At 30.9% G+C, this 18,056-nt stretch carries 21 protein-coding genes; 8 read left to right on the forward strand and 13 right to left on the reverse strand.

All coding sequences use genetic code 11. The features are described 5' to 3' along the window. Window positions 1–31 precede the first annotated feature (31 nt). From ACKGJI_RS05010 to ACKGJI_RS05040, 7 genes are all read left to right on the forward strand, one after another. Window positions 32–349, forward strand: coding sequence for a 4Fe-4S binding protein (locus ACKGJI_RS05010; protein WP_458701477.1), 318 nt, complete (start codon window positions 32–34; stop codon window positions 347–349). Between the two features lie 9 nt (window positions 350–358). Next, complete coding sequence (locus tag ACKGJI_RS05015; protein WP_458701479.1) at window positions 359–1,492, forward strand: 2-oxoglutarate synthase subunit alpha; 1,134 nt, start codon at window positions 359–361, stop codon at window positions 1,490–1,492. After that, window positions 1,492–2,322, forward strand: coding sequence for a 2-oxoglutarate ferredoxin oxidoreductase subunit beta (locus tag ACKGJI_RS05020; protein WP_458701480.1), 831 nt, complete (start codon window positions 1,492–1,494; stop codon window positions 2,320–2,322). The genes ACKGJI_RS05015 and ACKGJI_RS05020 overlap by 1 nt, the downstream gene beginning before the upstream one ends. 11 nt (window positions 2,323–2,333) lie before the next feature. After that, entirely contained in the window at window positions 2,334–2,885 is a 552-nt protein-coding gene (locus ACKGJI_RS05025) for a 2-oxoacid:acceptor oxidoreductase family protein (RefSeq protein WP_458701481.1), read from the forward strand. Between the two features lie 78 nt (window positions 2,886–2,963). Next, complete coding sequence (locus ACKGJI_RS05030; protein ID WP_458701482.1) at window positions 2,964–3,500, forward strand: hypothetical protein; 537 nt, start codon at window positions 2,964–2,966, stop codon at window positions 3,498–3,500. Next, on the forward strand, window positions 3,497–4,390 hold the full coding sequence (locus tag ACKGJI_RS05035) for a DMT family transporter (RefSeq protein ID WP_458701483.1): 894 nt from the start codon (window positions 3,497–3,499) through the stop codon (window positions 4,388–4,390). Before ACKGJI_RS05030 ends, ACKGJI_RS05035 begins: the two co-directional genes overlap by 4 nt. Then, window positions 4,380–5,585: a BaiN/RdsA family NAD(P)/FAD-dependent oxidoreductase gene (locus ACKGJI_RS05040; protein WP_458701484.1), complete on the forward strand. Its 1,206-nt coding sequence runs from the start codon at window positions 4,380–4,382 to the stop codon at window positions 5,583–5,585. The genes ACKGJI_RS05035 and ACKGJI_RS05040 overlap by 11 nt, the downstream gene beginning before the upstream one ends. Here the strand turns inward: ACKGJI_RS05040 and ACKGJI_RS05045 are convergent. The 13 genes from ACKGJI_RS05045 to ACKGJI_RS05105 all read right to left on the reverse strand — a co-directional run bounded on the left by ACKGJI_RS05045 (window position 5,582) and on the right by ACKGJI_RS05105 (window position 17,319). Then, window positions 5,582–5,923, reverse strand: coding sequence for a metal-sulfur cluster assembly factor (locus ACKGJI_RS05045; RefSeq protein ID WP_458701485.1), 342 nt, complete (start codon window positions 5,921–5,923; stop codon window positions 5,582–5,584). The two genes, ACKGJI_RS05040 and ACKGJI_RS05045, sit on opposite strands and share 4 nt — an antisense overlap. Further along, window positions 5,916–6,335, reverse strand: a complete 420-nt coding sequence (locus ACKGJI_RS05050; protein ID WP_458701486.1) for a SufE family protein — start codon at window positions 6,333–6,335, stop codon at window positions 5,916–5,918. Before ACKGJI_RS05050 ends, ACKGJI_RS05045 begins: the two co-directional genes overlap by 8 nt. 1 nt (window position 6,336) lies before the next feature. Beyond that, entirely contained in the window at window positions 6,337–7,524 is a 1,188-nt protein-coding gene (locus ACKGJI_RS05055; RefSeq protein WP_458701488.1) for an aminotransferase class V-fold PLP-dependent enzyme, read from the reverse strand. After that, on the reverse strand, window positions 7,524–8,687 hold the full coding sequence (locus ACKGJI_RS05060; protein ID WP_458701489.1) for a SufD family Fe-S cluster assembly protein: 1,164 nt from the start codon (window positions 8,685–8,687) through the stop codon (window positions 7,524–7,526). The genes ACKGJI_RS05055 and ACKGJI_RS05060 overlap by 1 nt, the downstream gene beginning before the upstream one ends. Continuing rightward, window positions 8,671–9,429 carry a Fe-S cluster assembly ATPase SufC gene (sufC, locus tag ACKGJI_RS05065; RefSeq protein ID WP_458701490.1) on the reverse strand — a complete coding sequence of 253 codons (759 nt, stop codon included), beginning with the start codon at window positions 9,427–9,429 and terminating at the stop codon, window positions 8,671–8,673. The genes ACKGJI_RS05060 and sufC overlap by 17 nt, the downstream gene beginning before the upstream one ends. 11 nt (window positions 9,430–9,440) lie before the next feature. Further along, complete coding sequence (gene sufB, locus ACKGJI_RS05070) at window positions 9,441–10,874, reverse strand: Fe-S cluster assembly protein SufB (RefSeq protein WP_458701492.1); 1,434 nt, start codon at window positions 10,872–10,874, stop codon at window positions 9,441–9,443. 133 nt (window positions 10,875–11,007) lie between these two features. Then, entirely contained in the window at window positions 11,008–11,679 is a 672-nt protein-coding gene (locus ACKGJI_RS05075) for a YggS family pyridoxal phosphate-dependent enzyme (RefSeq protein ID WP_458701698.1), read from the reverse strand. Further along, window positions 11,679–12,740, reverse strand: coding sequence for an RIP metalloprotease RseP (gene rseP, locus ACKGJI_RS05080; protein WP_458701493.1), 1,062 nt, complete (start codon window positions 12,738–12,740; stop codon window positions 11,679–11,681). The genes ACKGJI_RS05075 and rseP overlap by 1 nt, the downstream gene beginning before the upstream one ends. After that, on the reverse strand, window positions 12,740–13,285 hold the full coding sequence (pgsA, locus tag ACKGJI_RS05085) for a CDP-diacylglycerol--glycerol-3-phosphate 3-phosphatidyltransferase (protein WP_458701494.1): 546 nt from the start codon (window positions 13,283–13,285) through the stop codon (window positions 12,740–12,742). The genes rseP and pgsA overlap by 1 nt, the downstream gene beginning before the upstream one ends. Continuing rightward, the gene (locus ACKGJI_RS05090) at window positions 13,282–14,064 is read right to left on the reverse strand and encodes an enoyl-ACP reductase (RefSeq protein ID WP_458701495.1); all 783 of its coding nucleotides are present in this window, start codon (window positions 14,062–14,064) and stop codon (window positions 13,282–13,284) included. The genes pgsA and ACKGJI_RS05090 overlap by 4 nt, the downstream gene beginning before the upstream one ends. Beyond that, window positions 14,064–14,957, reverse strand: coding sequence for a 4-hydroxy-tetrahydrodipicolinate synthase (gene dapA, locus ACKGJI_RS05095; RefSeq protein ID WP_458701496.1), 894 nt, complete (start codon window positions 14,955–14,957; stop codon window positions 14,064–14,066). The genes ACKGJI_RS05090 and dapA overlap by 1 nt, the downstream gene beginning before the upstream one ends. Then, the gene (locus ACKGJI_RS05100) at window positions 14,954–16,216 is read right to left on the reverse strand and encodes a M16 family metallopeptidase (protein WP_458701497.1); all 1,263 of its coding nucleotides are present in this window, start codon (window positions 16,214–16,216) and stop codon (window positions 14,954–14,956) included. The genes dapA and ACKGJI_RS05100 overlap by 4 nt, the downstream gene beginning before the upstream one ends. Before the next feature lie 41 nt (window positions 16,217–16,257). Further along, complete coding sequence (locus ACKGJI_RS05105; protein ID WP_458701498.1) at window positions 16,258–17,319, reverse strand: quinone-dependent dihydroorotate dehydrogenase; 1,062 nt, start codon at window positions 17,317–17,319, stop codon at window positions 16,258–16,260. Window positions 17,320–17,412: 93 nt separating this feature from the next. On the opposite strand from ACKGJI_RS05105, the gene ACKGJI_RS05110 reads away from it, so the two are divergent. After that, a complete protein-coding gene (locus ACKGJI_RS05110; protein ID WP_458701699.1) occupies window positions 17,413–18,039 on the forward strand; it encodes a LysE family translocator in 627 nt (208 codons plus the stop codon). Window positions 18,040–18,056: the final 17 nt, after the last annotated feature.

Here is an 18,056-nt window from a genome sequence, read left to right on the forward strand (position 1 = left end):
ATAAATAAAATTTTCAAAGGAGACTTGAAATATGAGTTTAATTAAAGCCCCACAAGATACTCCTGTTTGGGTAAATACAAGCAGATGTAAAGCATGTGATGTGTGCGTTAGTATGTGCCCTGCTGGTGTGCTAGCGATGGTTCCTGCACCTAATTCAATATTAGGTTCAATGATTGAAGTTGTTCATCCTGAATCTTGTATAGGATGTAAGGATTGTGAACTTCATTGTCCTGATTTTGCGATATATGTAGCAGATAGAAAAGAGTTTAAGTTTGCAAAGATTACTGATGAAGCTAAGAAAAGAGCTGAAGAAGTCAAGAAAAATCATTTTAGAAAAATAAGTGCGTAAGGAAGCCTAATGTCAAGAGAAGTAATTTCAAGTGGAAATGCACTTGCAGCAAAAGCTGCAGTTGAGTGTGGTTGTAGATTTTTTGGTGGCTATCCTATTACACCATCAAGTGAAATTGCACACGATATGAGTGTTTTACTGCCAAAAGAGGGTGGTAGATTTATTCAAATGGAAGATGAGATAGCTGGAATTTGTGTTGCACTTGGTGCATCAATGAGTGGAACAAAAGCAATGACAGCGACAAGTGGACCTGGTATATCACTTAAATCAGAACAAATTGGATATGCATTTATTGCTGAAATCCCATTGGTTATTGTAAATGTAATGAGAGGTGGTCCTAGTACTGGTCTTCCAACTCGTGTTAGTCAAGCTGATATCGGACAAGCAAAATACCCAACTCATGGAGATTTTGCATCTATTACATTATGTCCTGGTTCACTTGAAGAAGCTTATAGTGAAACTGTTAGAGCTTTTAATATAGCTGAGCAATATATGACGCCAGTTTTCCTACTTTTGGATGAAACTCTAGGTCATATGCACGGAAAAGCAATTTTACCAGATTTAGAAGAAGTACAAAAGTCTATTGTAAATCGTGCAGTTTATGAAGGTGATCCAAAAGATTATAAACCTTATGACGCTCCTATGGATCAACCAGCAGTTTTAAATCCGTTCTTCAAGGGATATAGATATCATGTTACAGGGCTTCATCATGGACCAACAGGTTTTCCTACAGAAGATGCAAAAATATGTGAGTACAATATCGAAAGATTGACTGGAAAAATAAATAATCATAAAGAAGATTTAGTTAAATATGAAGAGTTTATGCTTGATGATGCGGAAGTTTGTATCATTGCTTATGGAAGTATCTCGAGAGGTGCAAAAGAAGCTGTTGTTAAGTTAAGAAATGATGGAATTAAAGCAGGTTTATTTAGACCAATTACACTTTGGCCAAGCCCAGAAAAACAGTTAAAAGAAATAGGTGAAAGATTTGAAAAAATCTTTGTTACAGAGTTAAATATGGGGCAATATATTGAAGAAATTCAAAGAGTTATGAAAAGAGATGATTTTGCTACGCTTCATAAAGCAAATGGTAGACCAATCGCACCAATTGAAATGGTAGCAAAAGTTAAGGAGATGTTTTAATGGCTTTTGATTACGATAAATATCTTAGAGTAGATAAGATGCCAACACTATGGTGTTGGGGGTGTGGAGATGGTGTTATACTAAAAGCAGTTATCCGTGCAATTGATAAAATGGGTTGGGATATGGATGATGTTTGTATAGTATCTGGTATTGGTTGTAGTGGACGTTTTAGCTCATACATCAATTGTAATACAGTGCATACTACGCATGGTCGTGCTGTTGCGTATGCTACTGGAATCAAGCTAGCAAATCCTGATAAACACGTTATAGTTGTTACTGGAGATGGTGATGGTTTAGCAATTGGTGGTAACCATACAATTCATGGTTGTAGAAGAAATATAGATTTAAATCATGTATTGATTAACAACTTTATTTATGGTTTGACTAATTCTCAAACAAGTCCTACTACTCCACAAGGAATGTGGACAGTTACTGCACAGTATGGAAATGTTGATCCAACATTTAATGCTGCAAAACTTGCATTTGGTGCAGGAGCTACTTTTGTTGCTAGAGAATCAGTTTTAGACCCTGCAAAAATGGAAAAAGTTCTTGTTGCTGGTTTTAAACATAAAGGGTACTCTTTTATGGAAATGTTATCAAACTGTCATATTAATCTTGGTAGAAAAAATAAAATGGGAGAAGCTGTTCAAACATTAAATTGGATTGAAGAAATGACTATCCCTGTTAAAAAATATGATGCATTACCAGATGAAGAAAAATATGGAAAATTACCAACTGGTATATTAAAAGAATATGATAATCCAGAGTATTGTGATAGCTATAGTAAAGTTATTGAAGCAGCTCAAAACAATACTAAAGTTAAATTATAAGGAATGCTAAGATGAGAAGACAATTAAGATTTGTTGGCGTTGGTGGACAAGGTGTTATCTTAGCTGGAGAGATTTTAGCAGCTGCAAAAATTAAAGATGGTGGGTATGGAGTAAAAGCTTCAACATATACTTCTCAAGTAAGAGGTGGACCTACTAAGGTTGATATTCTTCTTGATGATACAGAAATTTTATACCCTTATGCAAATGAGGGTGAAATCGAATTTATGATTGCTACTGCTCAAGTTAGTTTTGATCAATTTAAAGATGGTGTAAAAGAGGGAGGTATCATTGTAGTTGAACCAACCCTTGTAACTCCAAGCGAAGAAGATAGAAAAAAATGGAGAATTATAGAGATTCCTATTATTAGTATTGCTAAGGAAGAAGTTGGAAACGTTATTACTCAATCAGTTGTTGCTCTTGCAATTACAGTTGAAATGACTAAAGTTCTTCCTGATGATTTAGTATTAGATGTAATGCTTTCTAAAGTTCCTCCAAAAGTGCATGAAGCAAATAAACTTGCTTATTCATTAGGTAAGAAATACGCTCAAGAAGCACTTTCTTAAAAACTATGGAGTAAGGCATAGAAGCTTTACTCCACTTTCAAAAGCAATTTTATATATTTTTTTTAGTACAATTTGTTTATGAATAAACAAATAAATTATATATTAGAGTATTTGGCTAAAAAAGATGATTATATTTATAAAGAAATATTGGGTTTTTTTGAAAAAAAACTGATTTATATCCCTACAAAATTCAGTCCAAATCAGTTAGAATTATTAGCACAAAAATCAGATATCGATCTTTCAAAAACAAAATTAGATAAACTTGTAAATGAAATTTTGGATGATGAATTAATAAAAGCTAAAAAAAGTATTTTTCATACACTTATAAAATCAAATTTTAAAAAAGATATTGAGAAATTTAACAAGGTTGAAAGTAGCATATATAAGTTGTTGGATTTATATATTAATTCCTTGTGTATAGGTTTTGATCTTTTTTATATTTACACTAAATCTAATTTGCAAGAGCCAGAAATTTGTATTGAGTTTGCAAATGTGCTACATGTAAAACTTTTAAATAAAATTTTTAATAAAGAAGAGATTGTGCTTTTGGAAAAAAATTTAAAAGAAGTTATGAGTGTTTATCTAGCTTTGTATGCAAAGTATCTTTATAAATGATTAAAAATAAATTACCGATTATTGCCTTTGTTATTTTAGGAGTAGTGTGGGGAAGTAACTTTATATATATGAAATGGGCAAGTGAATTTATAAGTCCACTACAAATTGTTTTTATTAGGGTGCTTTTTGGTTTTATTCCTGTGTGTATTTATGCTTTAATAAGAAAAGAATTAAAACTAAAAGATTTAAAACATAGTATTCATTTTTTTGTTATGTCATTGCTTGGAACAACTATATATTATTATTTTTTTGTCAAAGCAAGTTCGTTACTTTTATCAGGTCTCGCTGGAGCTTTAAGTGGTTCAATCCCTATATTTACCTTTATATTAGCACTTATGTTTATAAAAGAAGAAAAAGCAAATGTTTTTAGTATTTTAGGTATTATAATAGGTTTTATTGGTGTAGTATTGATAGCAAAACCATTTGAACTTGACATATTTAATGCAAATATTGAAGGTGTTATTTCTGTAGTTGTAGGCTCTTTTGTAATAGGTTCTTCTTTTGTATATGCAAAAAAATTTATTGTTCCATTAAAGCTTCATTTTTCAGCTCTTGCTACTTATCAGTTAGGTTTTGCTTTACTTGTTTTATTTTTTGTTGTTGATTTAAATGGCATAGGAGATATTTCTTCTAATACTCATGTTTTAGTTGGTTCAATTTTGGGTTTAGGTTTACTTGGAACTGGTGTAGCATATATAATTTACTACTATCTTATAGAGACTTTAGGAGCTATAGTGGCTTCTTCTGTAACATATTTACCTCCTATTGTGGCTTTATTTATTGGTTATGTTTTTATTGGAGAAAATATAACTTTACTTGATTGTATTGCAACACTTTTTATATTTATTGGTGTCTTTTTGATTAACAAGAGGGCTAAAAATGATTTATGATGTCATTGTGATTGGAGCAGGGGCTTGTGGTATTATGAGTGCAATAAGTGCAGCAAGAGATGGAAAAAAAGTATTATTATTAGAAAAACTTCCAAAAATTGGAGCAAAATTAAAAGCAACTGGTGGAGGAAAGTGTAACTTAACTAATACTTTGGGTAGTGACGATTTTATTAAAGCTTTTGGTAAAAATGGGCGTTTTATGAGAGATGTAATAAATGCTTTTAGTAATGAAGATTTAATAAAATTTTTAAATTCTATCGGCTTGCAAACAGATTGCAAGGATGGATTTAGAGTTTTTCCAAGTTCTCATAATTCTACAAGTGTACTAGCAGTTTTTGAAAATGAGTTAAAAAGACTACATGTAGAAATTCAATGTAATTGTAGCGTCAAAAAAGTGGAAAAAAAAGAAAATATTTTTTATGTAGATAATTATGAAGCTCTACATGTAATAATAGCAACAGGAGGTTTGGGTTATCCTAAACTTGGTGCAAATGGAGATGGGTATAGGTTTGCAAGTCATTTTGGACATAAAATCACTACTCTAGCACCAGCTATGATGCCTTTATTTGTAAGAGAAAAATGGGTTCAAAATTGTACAGCTGATACTATTGCAAGAGCAATCATTTGGGTAGATTTACCAAAATATAAAAAGTTAAAAGCAGTTGGAGATTTAATCTTTACAAAAAATGGAATCAGAGGTCCTGTTGTACTTGATTTTGCAAGAGAAATAACTCCACTTTTAGATAAGTTTGAAGAAGTACCAATATGTGTCAATATGATTCAAGGCATGAGCGAAGATGATATAATATTTCATCTAAAAAAACATAGTGATAAAAATATATTAGAAAGTATCTCTAAATTAATCCCACAATCTGTAGTGGTAGAAATGCTAAATATACTTAATCTTTCTTCTACATGTAAATATAAACAAATAGAAGGAAAATCAAGAGATAAACTTGTAAAAATTTTAGCTAAAACTCCTTTACATGTAATAGGTCATGATGGCTTTGAAAAAGCTATGATAACAAGAGGTGGGGTAAGTTTAAAAGAGATTGATCCAAAAACTATGCAAAGTAAACTTGTTAAAGGACTATATTTTTGTGGAGAAGTTGTTGATTTAGATGGTCCTTGTGGAGGCTATAATCTCCAATGGTCTTTTTCAAGCGGATATGTAGCCTCTAAACTATTATCTTAGATTACCATACCATTAAGTGCTAGTAAATCTTTTCCTTCATCGCTTATTTTACTAGGATCCCAAGGTGGATCAAAAACAAGGTTTACAACAGCGGTATTTATCTGATCAACTGATGCTGTTAGGTATCTTACTTGATCAACTAAAACATCAGCAACAGAACATCCAGGAGATGTTAAAGTCATATCTACTTCGCAGTGAATTAATCCATCATTTTCTTCTAGTCTAATATCATAAATCAGTCCTAAATCATAAAGGTTTACTGGTATTTCTGGGTCGTATATTGTTTTTATGTATTCTATTATTTTATCTTTTATTGCTTTTTCTTCTTCTTTAGTCATTTTTGTGCCTTTTAGTGTATTCTATTATTTTATTTACAATACTTGTAAAACCATTTTGTCTTGTAGGTGTAACAATTTCTGCTAAGCCTAAATCATTTAATCTATTTAAATCAAAATCTAAAATTTCTTTTGGAGTTCTATTGGAAAACAATTTTAACAATATTGCTACTAATCCTTTAACGATTACAGTATTGCTATCACCTCTAAAATTCATTTTACCTTCAACATAAGAAGGAATAATCCAAACTTGAGATGTACAGCCTTGTATCAAGTATTGATCTATTTTTTCTTCATCTTTTAGCGGCTTAATGCCTTTGCCCAAATCAACTATATATTCATACTTTTCTAATTCATCATCAAAAAGTTCAAAATCTTCAATAATTTCATTTAATTGTTCGTCTATACTTGGCATCTTAATCCTTTAAAATATTAATTGCTCTTTTTAGTTTATTTATAAAAATATCAATATCCTCTTTGTCATTATAAATTCCTAAACTAACTCTAAGAGTTCCATTTATATTTAATTTTTTCATTATAGGCTGTGCACAATGGTGTCCTGCTCTTATGCTTACATTCATTTTATCAAGTAATATCCCCAAATCATCAGCCATAATTCCTTTGATATTAAAGCTCAAACTCCCTATTGAATTGATTGAATCAGTATAAAAGATTATATCTTCTATATCTTTTAAACTTTCATATAGATATTCATAGATTTCATTTTCATAGCTAATTACAGTTGGGTAGCCAATCTCTTGTAAAAACTCAATTGATTTTTGAAAGCCAATTACTCCTGCTATATTTTGAGTTCCAGCTTCAAATTTAAATGGAGCATCAAGAAGTGTAGTTTTATCATAACTAACATCACTTATAGTAGCACCACCTGTTTGGTATGCTCTTAAATCTTTTAAATGTTTTTTATTGGCATATAAGGCTCCAACTCCAGTAGGCCCATAGGTTTTATGACCTGATATTGTATAAAAATCTGCATTTATATCTTGCATATCTATGTTAAAGTGAGGGAGTCCCTGAGCACCATCTACCATAACAACAGCCCCATATTGATGTGCTATTTTGATGATGTTCTTTATAGGGTGGATTTTTCCAAAAGCATTTGAAACATGAGTAATGCTAACAAATGAATTTGGATTATCTTTAAGTAGTTTTTCAAAATGATTCATATCAAAAGTTAAACCATCATCACAATCAACCACTTCAAGACCATTGTGAAGGCTTCTGTTTTGCATATGCCAAGGGACAATGTTTGAATGGTGCTCAAGTGATGATATTATAACAGTATCAAATCTATCTTTCACAAAAGAAGAGGCAACAAGATTTAGTGATTCTGTTATCCCTTTTGTAAATATGATTTCTTCTGAATCATTAGCATTGATGCATTTTTTTATAATTTGTCTTGTTTTTTCAAACTCTGTTGTTGCTTTATTTGCATCTTTAAAATTGCTTCTGTGAGTATTGGAGCAATATTTTGTATAATACTCATTGATAGCTTCAATTACAACTGTTGGTTTTTGTGCAGTTGCAGCAGTATCTAAATAAATATTTTTACTATTATTAAAATAGGGAAAATACTTTTTATACATTACTTACCTTTTAAAAAATCTAATGCAAACTCTTTTACATCACTATTTACTATCGTATCAAGAATTTGTAATTCAACAGCTTGTATTAACATGTCTGATGCCATTTTCTCATCTATACCTCTACTCATTAGATAATATAAAGCTTCAGTATCAAGTGAACCACTAGTAGCGCCATGAGCAGCTTCAAGTTCATCAGTATGTAATATTAGCTGAGGAATCGCATTTATCTTTGGGCCATTATCTAATAGAATTGTTTGTGAGTTTTGAAATGTTTTTGAAAATTTTGCATTTTGCTCAACCGTACTTTGAACTTCAAACAGAGCTGATGATTCATCACTTAATATATGTTTTGAGATAAAATTACTTGAAGTTTCTTCTGCAACATGATGCATTGAAGCAATATTTCCAGATTTTTGAGATTCATTGATTCTTATAATGCCGTGAAAAGAAAATGAACTTTTTTGATTATTTAGTGTAATATCTGAAACATTTAATGAAATTTTACTTCCCAAATCAATCATATTTACATTACACGTAGCACTAGTAGCAATTTTTGGTATAAAATTACATGTCATACTATTTGATTTATTTAGATTTTGTAGCTTAACATAGTTAAGTTCTGAATTGTTTGAAATATCAAAAGTTCTATTTAAATTTACAAAAGAATCTCTCAAAGATTCATCATCAAAAACTTCAACTATATCTACATGTAGATCATTTTGAACTTTTATATTTAATTGATTTGCTATAAAAGATTTAGAACCTGAAAGTTGGTTTACTATCATTATGGGTTTATCTAAGTTTTTATTTATTAAAAGAGTTTGCTCATCTTTTAAAAATGCCTCACTTAGATAATACAAACTATTTGTAGTTTCTATTAAGTTTTTATTTTTGCTACTACATTGCACATCATTAGATAGTTCTGAACTAGTTGTATCAACTATACCATTTTTTAAAATTATAGTTATAAATTTTTCATCTTTAACAAAATTTTTAAAATTATCTGTTAAATCTATATCGTACTCTTCATCTAGTAAAGAGCTGATATCAAAATGCCTATAATTTTCGACTTTTTTTGAAGGTAAGCCAATCTCTTGTAATTTTAAAAAAGCTTCACTATCGATGATATTTTGATTATTTTGTAATTCATTTGGTTTCATCATGTTTTATTCCTAAGCCTTCATAGCCTTCTTCATCAATCCTAAGAGCGAGTGAGTAATCACCACTTTCAATTATTTTTCCATCTTTTAAGATATGAACAAAATCAGGCTTAATTAACTCTAACAATCTATCATAATGTGTTATCATAAGAACTGATCGTTTACCATCTAAAAGAGCGTTAACTCCATTTGCAATAGTTTTGATAGCATCTACATCTAAACCAGAATCAATCTCATCTAATAAAATTAAATCAGGTTCCATAACGACCATTTGAAGAAGTTCACTTTTTTTCTTTTCTCCACCAGAAAATCCATCATTTACACTTCTTTTTAGCATTTTATCATCGATTCCAAATTCTTTGGTTTTCTTCCTTAAAAGTTTTAAAAACTCTGCACCATTAATTTCTTCTAATCCTTGATATGCTCTTTTTGCATTCAATGCTGTTTTTAAGAAGTACATGTAATTAACACCTGGTATCTCAGTAGGGTTTTGAAAGCTCATGAAAATGCCTTCATTTGCTCTTTCGCTAGGATTTAACTCTAATAAATTTTTATTTTTGTATGTTATTTTTCCATCTGTTACTTCACAATCAAAATGATCACTAAGTGTTTTTACTAGTGTTGATTTTCCTGCCCCATTTGTTCCCATTAGAACATGAACTTCACCAGGGTTAATTTCTAAATCTAAACCTTTTAATATCTCTTTATCTTTTATATTTACATGTAAATTTTCTATTTTTAACATTTTATCTCCCATTATCCTACACTTCCTTCTAATGAAATACTTAAAAGCGCTCTTGCTTCAACTGCAAATTCCATAGGTAATTCTTCTAATATTTCTTTACAAAAGCCATTTACTATAAGCGAAACAGCATCCTCTTCATCAATTCCTCTTTGTTTTATATAAAACAATTGCTCATCACTAATCTTAGAAGTTGTTGCTTCATGCTCAATATTGGCACTTTTATTGCTAACTTCTTGATATGGAAAAGTGTTAGCTGAACAAGTTCCACCAATCAAAAGTGAATCACACTGTGAAAAATTTCTAGCATTATCTGCATTTTTACCAACTTTTACTAATCCTCTATAAGCATTTACGCCATTCATAGCAGAAATACCTTTGGAAATGATTGTTGATTTTGTATTTTTACCAAGATGAATCATTTTTGTTCCAGTATCAGCTTTTTGAGATAGTGATGTTAGTGCGACTGAATAAAACTCACCTACACTATCATCTCCTTTTAATACACAGCTTGGATATTTCCAAGTTAAAGCTGATCCTGTTTCTACCTGTGTCCAAGAAATTTTTGAGCGATTTCCTTTACAAAGTCCTCTTTTAGTAACAAAGTTATAAATTCCACCTTGTCCTTTTTCATCACCTGGATACCAATTTTGTATAGTAGAGTACTTGATTTGTGCATCTTCTAGTGCTACTAATTCAACAACGGCAGCATGTAGCTGTGATTCATCACGCATTGGAGCGGAACACCCTTCATTGTAAGATACATAACTACCTTCATCAGCGATTATTAGAGTTCTTTCAAATTGTCCAGTATTTAGAGCATTAATTCTAAAGTATGTTGATAATTCCATTGGACATTTTGTATTTTTTGGTATATATACAAATGAGCCATCAGTAAAAACAGCACAGTTTAGTGTCGCAAAAAAATTATCATTTACAGGAACTACTGAAGCTAAATATTTTTTCAATAGTTCAGGATGCTCATGTGCAGCTTCACTAATAGAGCAAAATATTATGCCAAGTTCTTTTAACTCTTTTTGAAAAGTAGTTTTAACAGAAACTGAGTCAAATACAGCATCAACTGCTATTCCAGCGAGTGCTTTTTGCTCTTCTAATGGAATTCCAAGTTTATTGTAAGTTTCAAGTATCTTTGGATCAATTTCATCGAGTGAATCAGGAGCTTTTTTAGGAGCAGAAAAATAACTTATATCTTGATAGTCAATCTTTTTGTATTTTAAATCTGCCCAATGAGGCTCTTCCATACTTAGCCATTTCTCATAGGCTTTTAATCTAAATTCAAGCAGCCACTTAGGTTCTTCTTTTTTAGCTGAAATTGCTTTTATAACATCTTCATTAAGTCCTTTTGGAAAGGTATCAGCTTGGATGATAGTTTCAAATCCCAATGCATAATCATTAGATATGATATCTTTTACCACTTTATTTTGCATCAATTTTCTCCTTCGTTTTAATTAGGACTTAATTAGTCTTAATTAAACGGATATTATATTATATATAGTTAAATAAAAGACATCATGCTAAATAAGTAATGATTGTTAAGTTTTATTTAATAATTAAAAATATTTATTTAAAAAGAACACTTCCTAATCTCAACATGTTTGCGCCACACTCAACTGCTAATTCATAATCATTACTCATGCCCATTGAGCAAATTTTAGCGCCTTTTGATTGTAAATCTTCATATATTTTATATGTTGTCTCAAAGCTTTTTTTAACTAATTTTTTATTATCACTATGAGCTCCGATATTCATAACACCTTTTAAATTTAAGTGTTTACATGTAAAGCTTATCTCTTCATATATCTCTTTTGCAACTTCAGGCATAACTCCAGCTTTTTGCTCTTCATATGCGCTGTTTATCTGTAAAAGTATATTTAGCTTTTTATTCTTCACTTCTAATCTTTTATCTATCTCTTTTGCAAGTTCTAATGAACTAACAGAGTGAACTAAAGATGGATTTAAATCTATTAGAGCATTTATTTTATTTGTTTGAAGGCGACCAATAAAGTGCCAATCGATAGGAAGATTTTCTAGCTGTGATACTTTTTCTTTTAAAGCTTGAACTCTGTTTTCTCCAAAAGAGCGTTGTCCAACGCTATACATTTCTTCAATCTGTTTAGCTTCCACACTTTTACTAACAGCGATTATTTTTATAATTTGGTGTTGATTAACTCTTAGTCTTACTTTTTCAATATTTGTCAAAATTTCATCATATCTTTCTTCATATACACTTATCATCCATGCCCTCCAGCAATTCTATATATATCATTAAAAATAGTAAATACCATCAAAGAGAGTAAAAGTACCCAACCAGCAACAGTTAGACGATATAAAACAGCTTGGCTAGGTGGTTTTTTCCTTATCATTTCATATATGTTAAACATTATATGTCCACCATCAAGTGCTGGAATTGGTAACAAATTTAAAACTCCTAAATTAACTGAAATTAGAGCAGTTAAACCCAAAAGTGCAACGATACCAATTTGGCTCGCCTCAGCTGTAACTTGAACGATACTTACAACTCCTCCCAAATCTTTAGCAGGAATTACACCTTCAACTAGTTTTTGAAGACTCTTTAAGATAAGAGTAGTTGCTTTTAATGTTTCATTATAAGCAAAAGATATCGATTGGCTTGGAGTAAAATAAAGTTTGACTACTTTACCACTTGGACTAATTCCTAAAATTCTTTTTTTAATACTCTCACCAAAAATACTTTTTATTTCTCTAATCTCAGGAGTTACTAATAGGTTTTTTACAGTTTTATCTCTTTTGATTGTCAAGATAAGCTTGCCATCACTCTCTTTTATAAGTTCACTTAAATCATCCCAGCTTTTAATCTTTTCGCCATTTATTTCTAATATTTCATCGTTTTTTTGCAATCCAATCTTTTGAGCTGGAGAGTTCTGAGAAATCTCTCCAATAGATGGGGCAAGTTTAGTTACACCAATATTTGCAATAGCAATATAAAGTAAAAATGCTAACAAAAAGTTCGCAAATGGCCCAGCAAATAAAATGACAATTCTTTGCCAAGGTTTTTTTACATTGTAACTATCAGGATCACTGCTTACTTTAGTAGGATCGCTATCATCTTGGCCTTTCATTTGAACATATCCACCAAGTGGGATGGAGCTTATGCAGTATTTTGTATCGCCAATCACTTTAGAAAAAACTTGCTTTCCAAAGCCTATACTAAAAACTTCAACCTTAACCCCAAAAAATCTTGCTGCTAAAAAGTGTCCTAATTCATGAAAAAAGATTAAAAAAGATAGAACTAAAAGAGATGTTAAAATACCCATTATTTTTCTACCTTTTTAGTATAACCAACAATATACTCATATCCAGAATAAAGAGTCATTGCAACTGCTAACCATAGTAAAAGATTAGCATAAGGCCAATCCATAGTTAAAAATCCAATTGCAAACATTTGAAGTAAAGTTTTTATCTTACCCCAAATAGAAGCTGCTATATCAATTCCTTTGCTAACAGCAGCAACTCTTAGTCCTGTTATAAAAAACTCTCTTGTAAGTATAAGATATATTGCCCAAACATTAGCTCTATCTATCATCATTAAACCTAAAAATGCACCTAGCATGAGCATTTTATCAGCTAGTGGGTCAAGAATAGCTCCAAGAGTTGTTTTTTGATTCCAAGCTCTTGCAATAAATCCATCAAAACCATCGGTTATACTAGCTATTACAAAAATGAGAGCCGCCATATAATCAAGCCAACTTGGATGAATTCCTTGAAAAATTGAGCTATCTCTTCCTACTAAAAACCATAGCATTAATGGAGCTAGAAAAATCCTAATAATTGCTAAAATATTTGGTAAATTAAACATCATTTAAAAGTTGTTCCACCATCTATTAGTAAAGTATGACCAGTCATCCAACTTGCTTTATCAGAGCACACAAATAAACAAGCACCAGCTAAATCTTCAGGCTGTCCCATGCGTTTTAGTGGAGATAAGCTAGCCGTTGCATCTTTTACTTCTTCATAATTTTTAAAAGCTCTTAGAGCGTCAGTTTCTATTGGACCACCGCTAACTGCATTTACTCTGATGTTGTATTCTCCAAGTTCAATTGCAGCATATCTAGCCATAGCTTCAACTGCAGCTTTTGCAGTTCCATGACCTGAGTAATACTCGATATATTTTAAATTACCAGTTGATGAAAGAGTTATGATACTTCCGCCACCTACTTTTTGCATTCTTTTTGCAGCTTCTTGGCTTCCTACAACAAAAGCATTTACAGTTGCAGTAAAGATATTGTTTATACCTCTTGGACGAAGTTTCATAAACTTAGTATATCCTCCAGCAACTGGACGACCTGAAATTATCGCGTTTGATATAAAAAAATCAACTCTATCAAAATCTTCATCTATTTTTTTAAATAGTTCTTTGTATTCATCTGGTTCTAGTATATTTAGTGGATAAGTTCTAGCTTTGATACCATATGTACTTTCTAAATCTTTAACTTGATTTTGTGCTAATTCTTCATTTGAATTGTAAGTAAAAGCTATATTTACTCCATTTCTTGCAAATTCATATACTATTGCTTTTCCTATACCTCTAGTTCCCCCACTTATTACTAGAGTTTTACCTTTCATCTCTTCACAAATCATTAAAATCCTTTTATGTCGTATTGTTTTATTACTTCTTCTATTTTTTTCATGTTTTCTTTGCTAGGCTTAGTTAGTGGTAGTCTATATTCCAAACTATCAATAAGTCCAGCTATGTATAGTGCTGCTTTAATTGGGATTGGATTACTTTCACAAAATAAAACTTTATTAATTGTATAAAGTTTATCATTGATTTTTTTTGCTTCATGAAAGTCACCATCCATTGCAGCATGAGTTAACTTTGAAATCATATCAGGAAGGATATTTGAAGTAACAGAAATAACTCCACTTCCTCCATTTGATAAAATTGGGTAATTTATAGCATCATCTCCACTAATTACACTTAACTTTGGCTCATGAGCCAATAAATCTACACATCTCTCAATTGATCCAGTTGCCTCTTTAACACCATAGATATTTTCACAATCATTAAAAAGTCTATAAATTGTCTCAGGCATCAAATCACATGCAGTTCTACCTGGTACATTGTATAAAAGAACAGGGATATTAACTGCGTCAGCTAAGGCTTTGTAGTGTTGATAAAGTCCTTCTTGCATTGGTTTGTTGTAGTATGGAGTTACAGATAAAATTCCATGCGCGCCATGTGATTCTGCAAATTTGGCAAGTCCAACTGCCTCATGAGTTGCATTACTTCCAGCTCCTGCTAATACCTTTACATTAGTATCTTTGCAAACATCAACCGCAATTTCTATGCAGCGTCTGTGTTCTTCATGAGTTAAAGTTGCACTCTCACCTGTTGTTCCTACTGGTACTACTACATCAATACCGTTTTTTATTTGTCTTTTTATTAGTTTTTCATAACCAACTTCATCTAATTTTCCATCTTTAAATGGAGTAACTAAAGCTGTCATTGCTCCTTTTAAACCAGTGCTCATTCATTATCCTTTCTTAATATAACAGTTGTTGATTTTTCTTTTACCAAGTATTTTTTTGCAACATTGATTATATCTTCTTTTTTTAGTTTATTTATATTTTCTTCATAGTGTAAAAGTGGTGTTATATCTCCTTTTGCAAAATAACTTCCAAATAAATTAGTAAGGTTTGATGAACTCTCAAGTGAAAAAATAAAATCAGCTTTTGTGTTTGTTTTGATTTTTTCTACCTCTTCATCACTTACTTTACCATTTTTTATATCTTCAATTATACTTAGCCACTCTTTTTCTATATCTTCAGCCTTAACACCAGGATTACCTGAAGCTAAAAACATAAAAATACTAGGATCTTTGTTTTCCATGTTATATGCATATATTTGATTTACCATCTTTTTATCATTTACTAGTATTTTTTGTAATCTTGAACTTTTTCCATTACTCAAAAGTTCACTCAAGGCAGAAAGTGCTACTTGGTCTTTGCTTAAAAAGCTTGGTATTTTATAAGCAATTGCAAGCATTTCCACTTCGCTTTCTTTTTTAATGTATACTCTTTTTGCTCCATCTTGCTCTGGTTCTACTTGGTGAGAAGAGGGATGCTTTACTTCTTTGCTCTTGATTGAGCCAAAATATTTTTTTGCTTTATCAAAAACCTCTTTTGCTTCAATATCTCCTGCTACAACTATGATAGCATTTGATGGTTGGTAATAATTGCTATGAAAATCTCTAATATCTTTTATAGTCCAATTTTTAATATCACTTTTAAAACCTATTGGAGTCCAGTGATATGGATGATAAACAAAAGCATTATTAAAAAGTCTAAAATACAGATAACCAATTGGAGAGTTATCTGTTCTCCATTTTCTCTCTTCAAGGACAACATTCCTCTCAGGTTGAAACTCTTCGTCACTTAGTTTTAGATTTTGCATCAATTCAGCAAAAAGTTCAAGCGATTTTTCCAAATTTTTTGAAGAACTTTTTATAAAGTAGTGAGTATAATCAAATCCAGTTGAAGCATTGTTGAGCCCACCGAATCCTTTTACAATTTCATCAAATTCTCCAGCTTTTAAATTTTTTGTTGATTTAAAATTAAGATGCTCTAACATGTGAGCAATTCCGCTTTTACCCATTATCTCACTACCACTTCCAACTTTGTAAAATATATCTGTTGATATTACATTACTCTCATTATGCATTGGTATTGCAACTACTACTAGACCATTATCTAGTGTTTTTGTTTCGAATTTTGGCAGTGAATTTGCCATAAGGCCTCCTAAAAATATTGTTATTAGTATAATTTTTTTTATCATTTTAAATTTGCTCCAATCGCTTCACTTATATGATGAAAACCATCTTTGCTCATAAGATCTAAAATCCCTTTTGAAATGTCATAATTAAGCTTAGGACCTTTAAAAATAAATGCGCTGTATATTTGTACAAGATTAGCTCCATCTTTTATTCTTTCATACGCTTCTTCTTTACTATCAATTCCTCCTACACTAACAAGTGTAGTTTTACCATAAAACTCTTTTGCTATTTCTTTAAAAAGTTTTTTGCTTTTTTCTTTTAAAACTTTCCCGCTAATACCTCCAAAATTTTGCGCATTTGGAAGTAGTGAGTAATCAATCGTAGTATTTGTAGCAATTATCCCGCTGGCTCCATGTGAAATTGCAACATTACAAAGTTCAATTGCATTTTTAGTTTCTAAATCAGGTGCGATTTTTAACAAAATTGGTTTATTAGTTAGCTCTTTTGACATACTAAAAAGCTCTTTTATAAACTCTTCATTTTGTAAATCTCTCAGATTTGGAGTATTTGGAGAAGATATATTAATCACAAGGTAATCACTTAAATCTTTAAAAGTTTCTATTAGTTTTTTATAATCTTCAAGTGCATCTTCTTGAGAAGTTGTTTTATTTTTACCAATATTTGCTCCAAGTGGAATTGCATATGGATAAATTTTTTCAACTCTTTGTTTTATTTTATCCATTCCATCGTTATTAAATCCCATTGCATTTTGGATACTCTCAAATTTTGGATAGCGAAATAACCTTGGTTTTGGATTTCCACTTTGAGGTTTTGGAGTAACTGTTCCAAACTCTATATGTCCAAATCCAAGTGCATTTAGTGTCCTAATCATATTAGCATTTTTATCAAACCCAGCAGCTAGTCCTATAGGGTTTAAAAATTTTGTTCCTAGTATATTTTGTTCTAATCTCTCATCAGTAAAAAAATATTTTTCACTTAAGTATGCTAATAAAAAAGGGCAAAACTTAGCACTATTTTTAAACATGAACTCAGCTACATTGTGGGCATTTTCAGGGCTTAATTTGAAAAATAGTTTTTTAAAGTGTTCGTATGTAAACATTTTTTGTGCCTTTTTATAAAATTAGAAGATTATACAAAAAAAATGCTAAAAGAATGTATAATTACAATAAAAAAGGGTTTATGCTTGTTTAATGTGATAGATTTATCGGTGCTTGTTGTGTTTGTTCCAACATTTTTCTTTGTATCTTTAACTCCAGGAATGTGCATGACTTTAGCTATGAGTTTGGGTATGAGTATAGGTCTTAGAAGAACTTTTTTTATGATGATTGGAGAGTTAATAGGAGTAGGTTTAGTAGCTTTAGCATCAGTTATAGGAATTGCAGCTATGATGCTTAAATATCCTAGTATTTTTATGGTTTTTAAGTATGTTGGCGGTGCATATTTGGTATATTTAGGAGTTCAGATGTGGCTAAGTCGTGGAAAGATGGCAGTTAGTACATGTAGCAATCAAGACAATCTTATAATTTCAAATCAAGCTTTAGCTATACAAGGATTTATTACCGCAGTTGCAAACCCAAAAGGGTGGGCTTTTTTTATAGCATTACTGCCACCATTTATCAATGAAAATTATCCGTTATTTCCTCAGATTTCTATTTTACTATCTATTATTTTACTGCTTGAATTTATGTGCCTAACAATTTATGCAGGTGGAGGAAGTACGCTTAGAAGATTTTTACAAAATCAAAGCAATGTAAAACTTATGAATAAAATAGCAGGTAGTCTAATGATAGCTGTTGGCTTTTGGCTTGCTTTTGGATAATCTACATGTAGAAGTTT

It is taken from the genome of Sulfurospirillum sp. 1307, from assembly GCF_054408545.1.

Coding starts and splice junctions, on each gene's coding strand:
- ACKGJI_RS05100 (WP_458701497.1), bottom strand. CDS start 16,216: ATGGCAAATTCACTGCCAAAATTCGAAACAAAAACACTAGATAATGGT.
- ACKGJI_RS05050 (WP_458701486.1), bottom strand. CDS start 6,335: ATGCCAAGTATAGACGAACAATTAAATGAAATTATTGAAGATTTTGAA.
- ACKGJI_RS05025 (WP_458701481.1), top strand. CDS start 2,334: ATGAGAAGACAATTAAGATTTGTTGGCGTTGGTGGACAAGGTGTTATC.
- ACKGJI_RS05040 (WP_458701484.1), top strand. CDS start 4,380: ATGATTTATGATGTCATTGTGATTGGAGCAGGGGCTTGTGGTATTATG.
- ACKGJI_RS05060 (WP_458701489.1), bottom strand. CDS start 8,687: ATGATGAAACCAAATGAATTACAAAATAATCAAAATATCATCGATAGT.
- sufB (WP_458701492.1), bottom strand. CDS start 10,874: ATGCAAAATAAAGTGGTAAAAGATATCATATCTAATGATTATGCATTG.
- rseP (WP_458701493.1), bottom strand. CDS start 12,740: ATGGGTATTTTAACATCTCTTTTAGTTCTATCTTTTTTAATCTTTTTT.
- ACKGJI_RS05055 (WP_458701488.1), bottom strand. CDS start 7,524: ATGTATAAAAAGTATTTTCCCTATTTTAATAATAGTAAAAATATTTAT.
- sufC (WP_458701490.1), bottom strand. CDS start 9,429: ATGTTAAAAATAGAAAATTTACATGTAAATATAAAAGATAAAGAGATA.
- ACKGJI_RS05105 (WP_458701498.1), bottom strand. CDS start 17,319: ATGTTTACATACGAACACTTTAAAAAACTATTTTTCAAATTAAGCCCT.
- ACKGJI_RS05045 (WP_458701485.1), bottom strand. CDS start 5,923: ATGACTAAAGAAGAAGAAAAAGCAATAAAAGATAAAATAATAGAATAC.
- ACKGJI_RS05090 (WP_458701495.1), bottom strand. CDS start 14,064: ATGATTTGTGAAGAGATGAAAGGTAAAACTCTAGTAATAAGTGGGGGA.
- ACKGJI_RS05015 (WP_458701479.1), top strand. CDS start 359: ATGTCAAGAGAAGTAATTTCAAGTGGAAATGCACTTGCAGCAAAAGCT.
- ACKGJI_RS05020 (WP_458701480.1), top strand. CDS start 1,492: ATGGCTTTTGATTACGATAAATATCTTAGAGTAGATAAGATGCCAACA.
- ACKGJI_RS05010 (WP_458701477.1), top strand. CDS start 32: ATGAGTTTAATTAAAGCCCCACAAGATACTCCTGTTTGGGTAAATACA.
- ACKGJI_RS05030 (WP_458701482.1), top strand. CDS start 2,964: ATGAATAAACAAATAAATTATATATTAGAGTATTTGGCTAAAAAAGAT.
- ACKGJI_RS05035 (WP_458701483.1), top strand. CDS start 3,497: ATGATTAAAAATAAATTACCGATTATTGCCTTTGTTATTTTAGGAGTA.
- dapA (WP_458701496.1), bottom strand. CDS start 14,957: ATGAGCACTGGTTTAAAAGGAGCAATGACAGCTTTAGTTACTCCATTT.
- pgsA (WP_458701494.1), bottom strand. CDS start 13,285: ATGATGTTTAATTTACCAAATATTTTAGCAATTATTAGGATTTTTCTA.